This is a genomic window from Acinetobacter kanungonis, from assembly GCF_009939195.1.
In the GTDB taxonomy this organism is placed as follows: Bacteria; Pseudomonadota; Gammaproteobacteria; order Pseudomonadales; family Moraxellaceae; genus Acinetobacter; species Acinetobacter kanungonis.
This window is the reverse complement of the sequence record NZ_JAACKC010000006.1, coordinates 40,088-54,253: the sequence shown is the minus strand read 5'-3', so window position 1 is coordinate 54,253 and position 14,166 is coordinate 40,088. Positions and strand designations below refer to the sequence as shown.

Here is a 14,166-nt window from a genome sequence, read left to right as displayed (position 1 = left end):
AGGATTAAGTGTTGAATACGATCATAAGATCGAAAATCAATATTGGTCTTTCGCGGGTAATGAGGGTTTACTGCATGTAAGCAATGCAGTAGAAATACCTTTAGCAATGAGCAATACAATCAATCATTTTAAGCAAAAATTGAAAACCCAGCAGCAAATAGGTCTCTGGGTGGGTTTGGCAGATGCCTATGCTACTGAAATTGTGGCAAATGCAGGTTATGACTGGTTGTTGATTGATGGCGAACATGCACCGAGTGATTTAAGAACCACATTGCTTCAACTACAAAGTATGGCGGCTTATCCTTCACAGGCAGTCGTGCGTCCGCCTATAGGTAGTGTGCAATTAATCAAACAATTGTTAGATATTGGTGCACAAACTTTACTGATTCCAATGGTGGAAACGGTAGAGCAGGCGAAACTCATGGTGAAAGCGGTGCGTTATCCACCAGAGGGAATCCGCGGCGTAGGTGCTGCATTGGCGCGTGCAACACGTTGGAATAGCATTCCTGACTATTATGCGCAAGCGCATGAGCAGATATGCTTATTGATTCAAATTGAGTCAGTCCAAGGTTTATCAAATTTGGATGAAATACTACAAATTGAAGGTATTGATGGGGTCTTTATTGGTGCGGTCGATTTATCTGCAACCATGGGCTATCAAGGCGATCCGAATCATCCAGAAGTTCAAAAAACAGTAATTGCAGCCATAAAGAAAATACGTGCAGCAGGAAAAGCAGCAGGGATTCTGTCGACTACAGATGAAGTTACGCAAAAGTATGTTGAGTTAGGAACCGAGTTTGTTGCTGTGGGCGTGGATACCAGCGTGTTAATGAATGGTTTAAGAAGCTTATTGTCAAAGTACAAACAGTCAAATGAAGTTGTACAGGCGCAGGGCGGTTATTAATTCGGAACAGATTTTAAAAAACGTTAATGATGGAAAACTCTAAAGGTGAGAACTTTGAGCTTTAATAGTCAAAGGTACTTAACTTTAGATCCAAATTGGGTTGTGTCGGATCAATAACCAAGATTTGAGCTGAGTCTTCTTTCCAGTCACCCAAGACAATACGCTTTTTGCCTTGTAGCTCATGAATGGCGGCACGATGGGTGTGCCCATGAATCAGGATATCGACATCTGCCAGTACTTGCTCGACAGCGTGCTGGTTCACATCCATCACTTCATAGCTTTTAAACTGCTGTGCAGCGTGACTTTTTTTACGAAAACCGTTGGCGAGCTTGGTGCGGAAACTTAAAGGGGTTTTACGCAGGAATCCAAGGATGAGCGGATTGCGGATAATTTTTTTAAAGCGTTGATAACCGACATCATCGGTACAAAGCGCATCACCATGTTCAAGGCGAAACGTGTGTTGATTGATGTTTAGGACATAGTCATCAGGCAATAAAATGCCATGAAACTGATCCAGAAATTTTTGACCTAAGGCAAAATCACGATTGCCGACCTGAAAATAGACCTGATTTCCAGCATTGTGGAACTGCTGCAATGCAGAAACAATTTCGTCTAGCCACGGTGTAGTATAGTCATCGCCAATCCAAGCATTAAACCAGTCACCTAAGATATAGAGCTGGGTCTGCTGGTGTTGATATTCTTTCAGCAATGCGAAAAACCCTCGAACAAGTCGAGGGTGATCAGGTGACAAATGTAAATCTGATATAAACAGATAGGTCACGCTTTTATCCTTTTTTAATCTCCCTAAATCCCTCTTTAAAAAGAGGGACTTTCCTCCCTTTATAAAGGGAGGTTAGGAGGGATTATTACTCAGAAATGATTTTTGCAGATTCGATGACAACGTTCTCTAAAGGAACATCAGCGTGGTAACCACGGTTACCAGTACGAACGCCTTTGATTGCATCTACAACGTCAAGACCTTCAGTTACTTTACCAAATACTGCATAGCCCCAACCTTGAGCTGTTTTACCAGTGTGGTTAAGGAAAGAGTTGTTTTTCACGTTAATAAAGAACTGTGCAGATGCAGAGTGAGGAGCTTGAGTACGCGCCATTGCAATCGTACCAACATCGTTGCTCAAACCGTTATCAGCTTCGTTTTCGATTGAGTCACGTGTTGCTTTTTCTTTGAAGTTTTCATCCATGCCGCCACCTTGGATCATGAAACCATCAATCACGCGGTGGAAAATTACGCCGTCATAGAAACCGTCACGAACATATTCTAAAAAGTTAGCCACTGTTTTAGGGGCTTTTTCAGCGTTAAGCTCAAGAACAATACGACCTTTATTGGTGTTTAATTCGACTTGAGGAAAACTCATTGTGTAATCTCCTTAACATGGACATAAAAGCCATGGGTTTTTGGTTGAGAGAAGCATAAGCAAACTGTAAACTACAAGGCAAGTAAAAACGTACATTTCTTTGTTAAAAATACTGAAATTGCGTTTAAAATATCCTGTTTTTTATTTTTAGAAGTGATCTATCTACTATGAAGCCAAATGATGTTGTTGCATCTCTGCCAAATAACCCGACACCAAGTAATCATGCCTCTGTCGATGCTGCGCAGCAAGAACAACAGCCTGGCTTGGATTTTGTACGTCAAGTCATTACGGATGATTTAGCATCAGGACGTACGCAAACGGTAGTAACGCGTTTCCCGCCAGAGCCGAATGGTTATTTACATATTGGCCATGTCAAAGCAATTTGCTTGAATTTCGGTGTTGCAGAAGAATTTGATGGTTATTGCAACCTGCGTTTTGACGACACCAATCCAGATGCCGAAGAACAAGAATATGTAGACGGTATTGCTAACGATGTGAAATGGTTAGGCTTTAACTGGAAAGATGAACCCCGTTATGCATCAGGCTATTTCGACCAATTGTATGCATGGGCAGTACAGTTGATTGAACAGGGTGATGCTTATGTGGATTTGCAGTCACCAGAAGAAATTAAATTAAACCGTGGTAACTTTGTTGAGCCTGGTAAAAACTCGCCTTACCGTGATGCAAGCGTTTCGGAAAACCTAGAGCGCTTTGAAAAAATGCGTAATGGTGAAACCAAAGAAGGCGAAGCGGTTTTACGTGCCAAAATTGACATGGCATCTCCAAATGTACATATGCGTGATCCAATTCTTTACCGCGTTTTACATTCTGAGCACCATCAAACAGGTGACAAATGGAAAATGTATCCAATGTATGACTATGCTCATCCATTGTCTGATGCAATTGAAGGCATTACGCACTCTCTATGTACTCTGGAATTCCAAGACCACCGTCCATTCTATGACTGGGTCATTGAGAAAGTTCATTCAGCAGCAGTACCACGTCAGTACGAATCTAGCCGTTTAAACATTGACTACACCATTACCTCAAAACGTAAATTACGTAAATTGGTTGAAGGTGGTCATGTTCAGGGGTGGGATGATCCGCGTATGCCAACAGTTGTCGGTATGCGCCGTCGTGGTTTTACACCTGAAGGTTTACGTGATTTCTGTAAGCGTGTGGGCGTGTCTAAGACAGATGGTATTGTGGATGTCGCAATGCTTGAGTTCTGTATCCGTCAATCGCTAGAAAATGCGGCTGGTCGTGGTATGGCAGTTTTGAATCCACTAAAAGTCACGTTAACCAACTTACCTGAAGCTTTGGACCTGGTGCATGCGCGTCATCCAAACGTAGATATGGGCGAGCGTGTTATTCCTTTAACGTCTGAAATCTATATTGACCGTAAAGATTTTGAAGAAATTCCACCGAAAGGCTTCAAGCGTTTGGTGCCTGAAGGTGAAGTACGTTTACGTCATGCTTATGTGATCAAGTGTGATGAAATCATTAAGGATGAAAACGGTGAAGTGGTTGAGCTGAAATGTTCGATCGATCCAGAAACTTTAGGTAAGAACCCTGAAGGTCGTAAAGTGAAAGGCGTGATTCACTGGGTATCTGCAAGCAAAGGTATTCCTGCTGAAGTACGTATCTATGACCGTTTATTCACTGAATCTGCACCAGATGCAACCGATGATTTCTTGGCAACGTTAAATCCAGAATCGTTAACAGTGGTACAAGCGGTGATTGAGCCTGCATTGGCACAAGCAGAGCCAGAACAACGTTTCCAATTTGAACGTGAAGGTTATTTTGTAGCAGATCGTTATGACCATACTGCAGAAAAACCTGTGTTTAACCGTATTTTGGATTTAAAAGACAGTTTTAAACCAGGTAAATAAAACCTGATTTGAAATGCAAAAGCCTCTTAACGTCAAGTTAAGGGGCTTTTTTAATGTCTATCCATATTTATGCTTCTAGACATTGAGATTATTCAAGAATCAAATATATTTGAGGGGGAATAAAGCGACAAAACAGAGTTTACTCAGAATCAGCTTAACGATTTTTATGTTCCTGATCTTTGAAGAACAAATAGGTTTGTCTCTGCATTTTGGCTTTATCACGAAGTTTCTTTTTAATGTATAGCGCAAGCGCAAAGCAGGTGGTGGTAATGGTGAGCAGCATACTGTTCATATAGCTCATAATCGAGCTGACATAACCAATAGTCGTCAAACGATTCATCATACGAACCACTTGAGGGCTACTCTCTACGCCCGTTATTGCCCAAGTACATAGATGTTCACAATTATTAATAATCAGATGATAGTGGTTTTCTTTCATGCGTGAACGCATGCGACGTACGACTTTACGCCCATAATATTTGGGATGCTGATATTCAATGACCTTAATTTTTTTGCCATGACAGAATTCTGCCAGTGTGGTGATTTCGATCGGTCTTTTTTTGAAGAAGTGCGCAAAGCCTGAATAATGGATAACACGACCACGCCCGATATAAATCCCATGATGGGAGTAGGCGAAGTGTTTGACAACCAGATGAGCCCCAATCGGGAAGCGTTTTTTCTGTTGATGCATCGCTATGCTAAACGAATAAACTACAGCTGTATATTAGCATGTAGTGTACTTGGAATTATGGAGATAGGCGATTAGTTGCATGCGAATGCTACAAAAAGCCATAAAATAGAAGCTAAGTGGTTAAAGTGTGATGGTGCACATGGACATAAGATTAAGGTGCATGCTGCAATTGATTGTTATGCTGATGAGTCTTGTGTCTATACATTTATGGGCACAAGTCACAAGCTATACTCGGCAATACAATGGGGTTAACTATGCCGTAGTTGAAGTGCATGATTTAACCAAGCTCCGTTTATTGTTAAATGAGCGGGGGAGTTTAACGCCGCTGAATTACTTCAGTCAAATTCCGATGCAATTAAAAACATGCGAGCGGATGACATTCGCAATGAATGCAGGCATGTTTCACTACACTTATCATCCTGTCGGTTTATATATTGAAAGGACAAAAAAGCTATTTCCACTGAATCGTTTGCGTGGTTGGGGGAATTTCTATTTAGAACCGAATGGGGTGTTGGCTTGGAATGCTAAACAGGCAGCCATAGTCAGTACTGCTGAATATGCGAAACGTAAATTCAAGGCAGATTATGCAACGCAGTCGGGCCCAATGTTAGTGCGTAATCGGCAAATCAATCCCATTTTCATGGCGGAAAGCACATCTTTGAAAATACGGAACGCCGTAGGGATAAAAGATCAAGTGCTGTATTTTGTTATCACTGAGCAAGTTGTAAATTTTTATGATTTGGCGAATTTTATGCAAGCTGATTTAGGTGTAGAGCAGGCTTTATATTTGGATGGTTCTATTTCAGCGATTTTTCTAGCAGAAAAGACGATCAATACCCAAAGCAGTCCTTTTGGGCCGATGCTGGCGTATATTGAAGATCAGAACTGTGATTAAAAACAAAAATACACGGCAATAAAAAAGCACTGGTTGTCCCAATGCTTTTTAAAGTTGAAATCGCCATCACTGTAATGGTGAGCGAGTGATTTCATTCAGCTCTTTACGACTATAACCTCTAGAGGCTAAAACACGTTTAATACCTATGATGACATCGTCATCTGTGGCTTGAGCAAGAGCCTTTAACAGTTGTTCATCTGTTTTACACGAGCAATCATTTTCGACGCATGCGATTTGATTCTTGTGTTCATTCAACTGCTGAGGAGCAGTAAACAATTTTTGCCAAAAACTCATAGAGCCTTCATTTACGAATAATATAGAACGAAATATAGCCAATTTTATAAATAATGCAAGGTACTACCAGTGATAAAAACAGCAGTTGAACACGCAAAATTTCAATCATAATGGCAAGTTTTAACGGTTTTATGACAGCATAAAATTAATGGTGAAATTAACTGTTTTATTTCAAATAAAAATCCCCAAGTTATTGTTTTAAATAGCTTGAGGATGAAAATTAGACGAATAAATAATTCTTACAATTTTTCCAGTAACACACCAGATTCAACATGGTGGGTATATGGGAACTGATCGAATAAAGCAAAACGTGTGACTTTGTGGGTTTGCGTGAGCAGTTTCAAATTGTCATGTAAGGTATCTGGATTACATGAAATATAGATGATGCGTTCAAAGCGTTGTAATAGCTTCAGCGTTTCATCATCAATACCCGCTCGCGGTGGATCGACGAAGACTGTGTCAAAATCATAACTGCTGATCTTAATCTGTGCTTCTTGTAAGCGTCTGAATTCACGTTCACCGTTATAGGCTTGAGTAAATTCTTCCGCTGAAAGTCGAGCCACTTGAATGTTATCAATGTTATTTTGCTCAATATTCCACTGTGCGGCATAGACAGATGATTTGGCTAATTCTGTCGCCAATACACGATTGAAGCGGGTAGACAATGGCAGGGTAAAGTTACCATTACCGCAATACAATTCTAATAAGTCTTTTGAAGATTGCTCAGCCACATCGCACGCCCATTCCAACATCTTTTGGCAGACTTGTGCGTTGGGTTGGGTAAAGCTGCTTTCAATTTGTTTGTACTGATATTTGCGCTCAAAAACTTGCAGTTCTTCAACGACAAACTCATCAGAGAGTACAACTTTTTGACCGCGACTACGACCAATAATTTTTATCTTGAGTTTGTCAGCCAACTGTTTGGCTAAGGCTTGCCATTGGTCATCAAGAGGACAGCGATAAATGAGTGAAACAAGCATTTCACCTTTTAAGGTCGCCAAAAAGTGAACTTCAAATAAGCGTTTCGATAAAGCTTCATCACTTTTCAGTTCTGCCAAGAGTACAGGCATGAGTTGATTAATGCTGGCATCAGCAATTGGGAACTCATCAATACGAATCACTTGTTTTTGTTGTTGTTCGTCACGTTCAAACATGGCATAGAACATATCGTCATCAGTATGCCAAATACGGAATTCTGCACGCATACGAAAATGTTGTTCTGGAGATGCGAACACCGCAAGAGATGGGGGATTGAATTCGGCAAATTGCGCAGAAATACGTTCAACTTTGGCATCAAGTTGTTGCTGATAAGATGAAGTCATATGCAGTCAAAAATAATAAAACGAAGAAAACAGGGATGGTAGCAAAGTTTGCCTAATAAGACTAAGTGAATTCAGCAACTCTGCATGAAAATATAGACAGGTAATACTCTATATAAAGAAATAGGGAAGTATTTATCTTCCCTATAAAAAGAAACCAAGCCATTAGACGGGTAATGGCTTGGTTAGGGAAACTTATGTTCCTAACAGGACACTTTAAACCTTAGTTCAAAGTCATCAAGCTCGCGTTACCACCTGCAGCAGCAGTGTTGATACTGATTGCACGTTCAATGACAAGGCGCTCAACAGGAATTGCCTGTTCAGCAGGTTGTAAATGCGTAATACCAACAATAGCACCGGCACGTTGTGCAATTGTAGTTTGCAATTCAAGTACTTGAGCCGTTGTACCGTGGTGAATCACTGCATCAAAGTCACCAGTCGCAACGCTTTCGATCACTTTGAACTGTTGCGCAACTGCTTTTGGCATAGAAGATATGTGTTTCAATGCAAATACGTTGTCAGCAAGTACAGCAGCTTTGCTACCAACAGCAAAAATTGCGTTCAATTGAACCAATTGGTCTTGTTCTTGCTCTGCAAGAGACAATACGCAGTGACGTGCCACAATTGTATATTGGTTGCTTTCACCAGTAGGACCATTTAATTCATACACTTGACCAGAAGCAAGCGCAGGAACTTGAGGCAATTTCACTTGTGGGAACTGCTTTTTCACCCAAGCACTGAACTGTTCGTACACTTCATTTTTCGGAGCAGCTTGTAATACTTTACCTGTCGCAAAAGGAGTACTTAACTGTTTTGCGCTGCATTCTTGCATTAAGCGGTAAAGGTATAACGGACCGCCTGCTTTCGGACCAGTACCAGACAAGCCTTCACCACCGAAAGGTTGTACGCCAACCACAGCACCCACAATGTTGCGGTTGATGTATAAGTTACCAACTTCAGAAGTGTTCATTACAGTGTTGATGGTTTCATCAATACGTGTATGTAGACCCATGGTTAAGCCGTAGCCTTTCGCATTGATTTGATCCACTACAGATTTCACATTACCTTGTGGGTAACGGATGATGTGTAATACAGGACCAAAGACTTCACGCTCAAGGTCGTTTAAGTTTGGTAATTCAATCAATGTTGGTGGAATGAATGTACCTTGAGTCAAGCTTGTATCAGCAGCATTGTTACGCATGAACTGGTGCACTGCATAGCCTTTACCACGCATTTTTTGAATGTGGTTTTGGATATTGGTTTGTGCTTCAGCATCAATTACAGGACCGATGTCAGTTTTTAACAATGCAGGGTTACCTACATTTAACTGTTGCATCGCACCTTTCAACATGCGGATCACGCTTTCAGCATTGTCTTCTTGTACGCAAAGGATACGAAGTGCAGAACAACGTTGACCAGCACTGTCATAAGCCGAGTTCACAACATCTAGAATAACTTGTTCAGTTAATGCAGATGAGTCCACGATCATGGCATTTTGACCACCTGTTTCCGCAATTAACGGAATAGGTTGACCATTTGTGCCTAAGCGTTTCGCAACAGTTTTCTGAAGAATTTTCGCAACTTCAGTAGAACCTGTGAACATAATACCTTGGATACGTGGGTCAGCACTTAATTGCGCACCAACAGTTTCACCACGACCAGGAATTAACTGTACAACTGCTTCTGGTACACCTGCTTCCCAAAGCATTTGGATCGCTAAATATGCAATAAGCGGCGTTTGTTCAGCAGGTTTTGCAATAACGGTGTTACCTGCAACAAGTGCAGCAGAAATCTGACCGCTGAAGATTGCCAATGGGAAGTTCCATGGGCTAATACACAATACTGTACCTAATGACTCAATTTGAGCATTAGTCGCTAAGTTTGTGCATTGTGCAGCGTAGTAACGAAGGAAATCTACTGCTTCACGTACTTCTGCAATGGCATTGGCATAAGTCTTACCACTTTCACGGCATAACAACACCATCAACTCTTGGATACGGCTTTCCATAATGTCGGCAGCACGGTTTAAACATGCAGCACGTTCATTTTTAGGTGTATTTACCCAAGCAGCTTGTGCATTTGCAGCATTTGTTAATGCTAGATTTACGTGTTCAGCAGAAGCTTCTTTAACAGAACCAACTTTGTCGCTATGTACAGCAGGGTTGATAACAGCAACTTCAGCTGCAGCAGTTATTTCAGCTAAACCAGGACCCATTGATTCAGCAGCCCATTGTTGCGACATCAGGCTTTGAACTTTTTTGTCCAAGCTTAACAGTTCGCTGTCATTTGCTAAATCTACGCCAGATGAGTTTTGACGTAATGCGCCATATAAATTCTGTGGTAATGGAATAGCAGGGTGTTTTAAACCAACCGCTTTTTCTTGTTTCGCAGAAGTTAGGATCGATTCACGTGGATTTTCGATCAGGTCTTGAATCTTCAAACTCTTATCAGCAATACGGTTTACAAATGATGTGTTTGCACCATTTTCAAGTAAACGACGTACTAAGTATGCCAATAAAGTTTCATGCGTACCTACTGGTGCATAAATACGGCAAGGGATGTCCAGTTTGTTTTCAGATTTTGGACCAACCACTTGTTCGTATAAAGGTTCACCCATGCCGTGTAAGCATTGGAATTCGTATTGACCAACGTAATATTTCGCAGGATCTGCCAATTCGTAAATTGTTGCTACAGTTTGAGCATTATGTGTCGCAAACTGAGGATAAATTTGCTCTGGAGCAGCCAATAATTTTCGTGCACATGCGATATAAGACAAGTCTGTATGTACTTTACGAGTAAATACAGGATAGTCCGTCATACCTTCAATTTGTGCTTTCTTGATTTCGCTATCCCAGTATGCACCTTTCACCAAACGGATCATTAGGCGCTTGTTACTGCGTTTCGCTAAATCAACAATATAATCTACAACGTAGAAACAACGTTTTTGGTACGCTTGAATAACAAAGCCGATACCTTTCCAGTCAGCCAATTCAGGTTCAAAGCAAAGACGCTCTAAAAGCTCTAGAGAAAGCTCTAAACGCTCGGATTCTTCCGCATCAATGTTTAAACCAATGTTATAGCCTTTTGCCAAACGCGCGAGTTCAAGAACTTTGCCATAAAGTTCGTTGTGTACACGTTCAGTTTGAGAACGTTGGTAACGCGGGTGTAACGCAGAAAGTTTGATAGAGATACCAGGACCGCTATAAACGTCTTTATCTTTAGATGCTTGACCAATCGCATGAATGGCATTGGTGTAATCATCATAATAACGCTCAGCATCATGATCAGTTAACGCTGCTTCACCCAACATATCGTATGAATAGCGGAAACCTTTTGCTTCAAGACGTTCAGCATTGCTTAATGCTTCTTTAATGGTTTCACCAGTAACGAACTGTTCACCCATCATACGCATTGCAACGTCAACGGCTTTACGGATTACGCCACGACCACTACGTGCGATTAAACCAGTTAACATGCTAGAAAGGCTTGCTTGCTTTGGTGTATCCATGAGCATGCCTGTTAACATTAAGCCCCACGCAGCGGCATTAACGAACATCAGGTTGCTTTGACCAACGTGGTCTTTCCAGTTACCTTGGTTAATTTTGTCACGGATTAATAAATCACGTGTGGCAGTATCAGGAATACGTAATAACGCTTCAGCAAGGCACATCAGCGCAATACCTTCTTGAGAAGATAAAGAGAACTCTTGTAATAAGCCTTGTACGATACCTGCTTTACCTGCAGAACTTTTACGCTCACGTAAAGTATGTGCAAGGTTAAACGCTAGATCTTGAATACGCGTATTCAATTCATCTGAAATTTTGCTATGCTCAAGTAGATTTTCAACACATTCAGATTCGGCACGGCGCCAAGCGGTGTTGATCTCTGTTTCGTAAGCGGTCTTTTCTTTGAAAAGTGTAATATAGTCTTGATGAGGTTTATTTTCATCAATAGAGGAGATGATCGTATTCATGCCAACTTCCTGTGACTGAAAAGATTGAGTTAAGCAAATTGCCGTATATAATTAATCATCACAGAAATAAACCCGAATAACTCACTATACTTTCCCTTATTTTTAGAGATTAATTCAGATGTCTAGCCAAATTTTATCGCTTGATCGAACGGATATTAAAATTTTAGATATTCTGCAGAACGATGGACGAATATCGAATATTAAATTGGCTGAAGAGGTGAATCTATCTCCTACGGCTGTGCTTGCAAGGGTACAGAAGTTAAGCAAAGATGGATTTATTCTTGGTTACGAGGCCAAATTGAATGCAGCGATGCTGAATTCAAATTTTGTGGTCTTTGTAGAGATTTTACTCGATAAAACGACGCCAAATGTATTAGATGAGTTCTGCGAGGCAGTCATGCAGTATCCAGAAATTGTTGAATGTCATATGACCAGCGGTGGTTTTGATTTCGTGGTGAAGATTCGCTGCGCGAATATGGAAGAGTTTCGTAAAATTTCGGGGCAGGTACTGTGGCAGTTACCGGGTATTAAAGAAACCCGAAGCTATCCGGTGATGGAAGTCATTAAAGAAAGCGCTAAGCTAAATTTGAAAATTAAAAAGGGTAGATAACAATAAAGGGGCACAAAGCCCCTTTATTGATTCAAGCAAAGCCCAATTATTTGTTCTTTAACTCAGCCATTTCACTCTTATAGAAAGCATCAGCTTTTTCAAAACGCTCTACGACATCTTTCTCTGGTTCTTTGCCAAGTAAGCTCACCACGATAATGCTGATGAATGACAAGATGAAGCCAGGGATAATTTCGTATACGCCAGTGTAGCCCATGATGTTTTTCCATGCGATTACAGTTACTGCACCAACCAGAATACCTACAATTGCACCGTTGAGCGTCATACGCTTCCAGAACAAAGACAAGATAATTAATGGACCAAATGCAGCACCAAAACCAGCCCAAGCATATGCAACTAAGCCTAATACTTTACTGTCTGGGTTTTGTGCAATCGTAATTGCAAGAATAGCAATAGACAAAACCATCAAACGACCGATCCAAACCAACTCTTTTTGAGATGCATTTTTACGGATGAATGATTTATACAAATCTTCAGTAAGCGTACTTGAACATACCAAAAGCTGGCAGCTTAACGTACTCATTACCGCTGAAAGAATTGCTGCAAGAATGATACCTGCGACCCATGGGTTAAATAAGATTTTATTTAATTCCATGAAAATAGTTTCAGGGTTTTTAGTCACAACAGCCGCAAATTCTGGATGTTGTTGGAAGTAAGCGATACCGACAAAACCTGCACCAACTGCACCACCTAAACATAAAATCATCCAAGCCATACCAATACGGCGTGCAGCAGGGATAGTTCTTACAGAATCAGCCGCCATGAAGCGCACTAAAATATGTGGTTGACCGAAATAGCCTAAGCCCCATGCCATTGAAGATAAAATAGCAACAGTACTTAAACCTTCAAGCATGTTCATTGCTTGTGGGCGAGCCGCTTCGAGCAATACACCAAACTGTTGGCTATGGTCATCAATTGCAAGGTAAGTGATCACTGGCATTAACAATAAGGCAAAAATCATTAAGCCTGCTTGGAAAGTGTCAGTCCAACTTACTGCAAGGAAGCCACCGATACATACATAAGAAATTGTTGCAAGAGCGCCAATCCAAAGTGCAGTAGAGTAGTCCCATCCAAATAAGCTTTCGAATAAACGAGCGCCAGCCACCATGCCTGATGCACAGTAAATAGCAAAGAAGATAAGAATTACGAATGCGGAGATGATTCGTAAAATACGTTTTTTATCGCCAAAACGACCAGTGAAATAATCTGGTAATGTGAGCGCGTTATTTTGGAATTCAGTATGAACACGTAAACGTCCTGCAACTAAAAGCCAGTTTAACCATGCGCCGATAATTAGACCAATGGCAATCCATGCTTCAGAGAGACCAGAGAGATAAATTGCTCCTGGTAAACCCATAAGCAACCAGCCACTCATATCAGATGCACCTGCTGAAAGAGCAGTTACAACGCTTCCAAGACTACGTCCACCCAAAATGTAGTCAGAGAAATCTGAAGTTGCCTTATAGGCATATAGGCCAATACCGACCATTGCGATAATGTAAAAAATAAAGGTGATTAATGTAGGGTTCACTTGACTCATATGCCCATCCTTTGTCCTAAAACCATCTATCCATCTATCTGAGATGATTTTTTGAGCTGCAATAGCGAGGAGCTGATTCAAACATAAAAGCAAAATTACTTACTGTTACATTTCTAGGGTGTTTGTAGTGATCTTGTGTAGCGAAATGTAATTTTGTTTACAAAACTAAAAATGACAAAAGAGATAAGTCAGTTTAAGTAATGTACGAAGTTTGCCTATATATTTCCATTTATAATGTGAACTTTCTATCAAAATGAATAAAAAATACTCAAATTAATAGTTGATTCCAAAACTTTAAATTATTGTTTACATAAGCTAACAATTTAAAGCTCAGGTAAATTAAAATAAATCTATATATTTCAATTTGATGTGGGTGGGAGGTCTCCGGAAAAAAGAAGTTATTAAAAAATCAGTTCAAAAGTCACCTATTTACTGGATATTAAGGTGTTTGTTTTAATTGCTGGATTATTACTCTAAATTTGGCTGCCAAAGTCTCAATTCTCCTTTTTTTATTGTATTGATAGATCAAGAATATCTTGGAGTGATGAATTTACTTTCTTAATTATGCGCGCAATATAAGTCAGTGCTATATACATTTTATGTAAATGACTACGCCTAGAATCAAAGAATAAAGAAATGGCGTACTGAATACTC

The 14,166-nt window shown here is 40.5% G+C and carries 11 protein-coding genes; 4 read left to right on the top strand and 7 right to left on the bottom strand.

Going from position 1 to position 14,166, the window contains the following annotated elements:
- Window positions 1–106: 106 nt before the first annotated feature.
- A complete protein-coding gene (hpaI, locus tag GWK51_RS12365; RefSeq protein ID WP_161933946.1) occupies window positions 107–904 on the top strand; it encodes a 4-hydroxy-2-oxoheptanedioate aldolase in 798 nt (265 codons plus the stop codon).
- Between the two features lie 61 nt (window positions 905–965).
- Here hpaI and GWK51_RS12360 read toward each other — a convergent pair whose 3' ends face one another.
- The gene (locus GWK51_RS12360) at window positions 966–1,685 is read right to left on the bottom strand and encodes a UDP-2,3-diacylglucosamine diphosphatase (protein WP_161933945.1); all 720 of its coding nucleotides are present in this window, start codon (window positions 1,683–1,685) and stop codon (window positions 966–968) included.
- An 85-nt stretch (window positions 1,686–1,770) separates the two neighbouring features.
- Window positions 1,771–2,280 carry a peptidylprolyl isomerase gene (locus GWK51_RS12355; protein ID WP_100241687.1) on the bottom strand — a complete coding sequence of 170 codons (510 nt, stop codon included), beginning with the start codon at window positions 2,278–2,280 and terminating at the stop codon, window positions 1,771–1,773.
- A gap of 167 nt (window positions 2,281–2,447) precedes the next feature.
- Here GWK51_RS12355 and GWK51_RS12350 point away from each other — a divergent pair, with 167 nt between their 5' ends.
- The gene (locus tag GWK51_RS12350; RefSeq protein WP_161933944.1) at window positions 2,448–4,172 is read left to right on the top strand and encodes a glutamine--tRNA ligase/YqeY domain fusion protein; all 1,725 of its coding nucleotides are present in this window, start codon (window positions 2,448–2,450) and stop codon (window positions 4,170–4,172) included.
- A 154-nt stretch (window positions 4,173–4,326) separates the two neighbouring features.
- Here GWK51_RS12350 and GWK51_RS12345 read toward each other — a convergent pair whose 3' ends face one another.
- Window positions 4,327–4,863 carry a lecithin retinol acyltransferase family protein gene (locus tag GWK51_RS12345; protein ID WP_100241685.1) on the bottom strand — a complete coding sequence of 179 codons (537 nt, stop codon included), beginning with the start codon at window positions 4,861–4,863 and terminating at the stop codon, window positions 4,327–4,329.
- A 160-nt stretch (window positions 4,864–5,023) separates the two neighbouring features.
- Between GWK51_RS12345 and GWK51_RS12340 the strand changes: the two genes are divergently transcribed.
- Window positions 5,024–5,758, top strand: coding sequence for a phosphodiester glycosidase family protein (locus GWK51_RS12340; protein ID WP_161933943.1), 735 nt, complete (start codon window positions 5,024–5,026; stop codon window positions 5,756–5,758).
- 66 nt (window positions 5,759–5,824) lie between these two features.
- On the opposite strand, the gene GWK51_RS12335 is transcribed toward GWK51_RS12340, so the two are convergent.
- The 3 genes from GWK51_RS12335 to putA form a co-directional block, all read right to left on the bottom strand.
- Window positions 5,825–6,052 carry a hypothetical protein gene (locus GWK51_RS12335; protein WP_131321309.1) on the bottom strand — a complete coding sequence of 76 codons (228 nt, stop codon included), beginning with the start codon at window positions 6,050–6,052 and terminating at the stop codon, window positions 5,825–5,827.
- 239 nt (window positions 6,053–6,291) lie between these two features.
- The gene (trmA, locus tag GWK51_RS12330; RefSeq protein WP_161933942.1) at window positions 6,292–7,374 is read right to left on the bottom strand and encodes a tRNA (uridine(54)-C5)-methyltransferase TrmA; all 1,083 of its coding nucleotides are present in this window, start codon (window positions 7,372–7,374) and stop codon (window positions 6,292–6,294) included.
- Window positions 7,375–7,594: 220 nt separating this feature from the next.
- A complete protein-coding gene (gene putA / locus GWK51_RS12325; protein WP_161933941.1) occupies window positions 7,595–11,344 on the bottom strand; it encodes a trifunctional transcriptional regulator/proline dehydrogenase/L-glutamate gamma-semialdehyde dehydrogenase in 3,750 nt (1,249 codons plus the stop codon).
- Window positions 11,345–11,462: 118 nt separating this feature from the next.
- Here putA and GWK51_RS12320 point away from each other — a divergent pair, with 118 nt between their 5' ends.
- A complete protein-coding gene (locus GWK51_RS12320) occupies window positions 11,463–11,954 on the top strand; it encodes an Lrp/AsnC ligand binding domain-containing protein (RefSeq protein WP_100241682.1) in 492 nt (163 codons plus the stop codon).
- Window positions 11,955–12,000: 46 nt separating this feature from the next.
- Here the strand turns inward: GWK51_RS12320 and putP are convergent, their stop codons facing one another.
- Window positions 12,001–13,512, bottom strand: a complete 1,512-nt coding sequence (gene putP, locus GWK51_RS12315) for a sodium/proline symporter PutP (RefSeq protein ID WP_161933940.1) — start codon at window positions 13,510–13,512, stop codon at window positions 12,001–12,003.
- Window positions 13,513–14,166 lie beyond the last annotated feature (654 nt).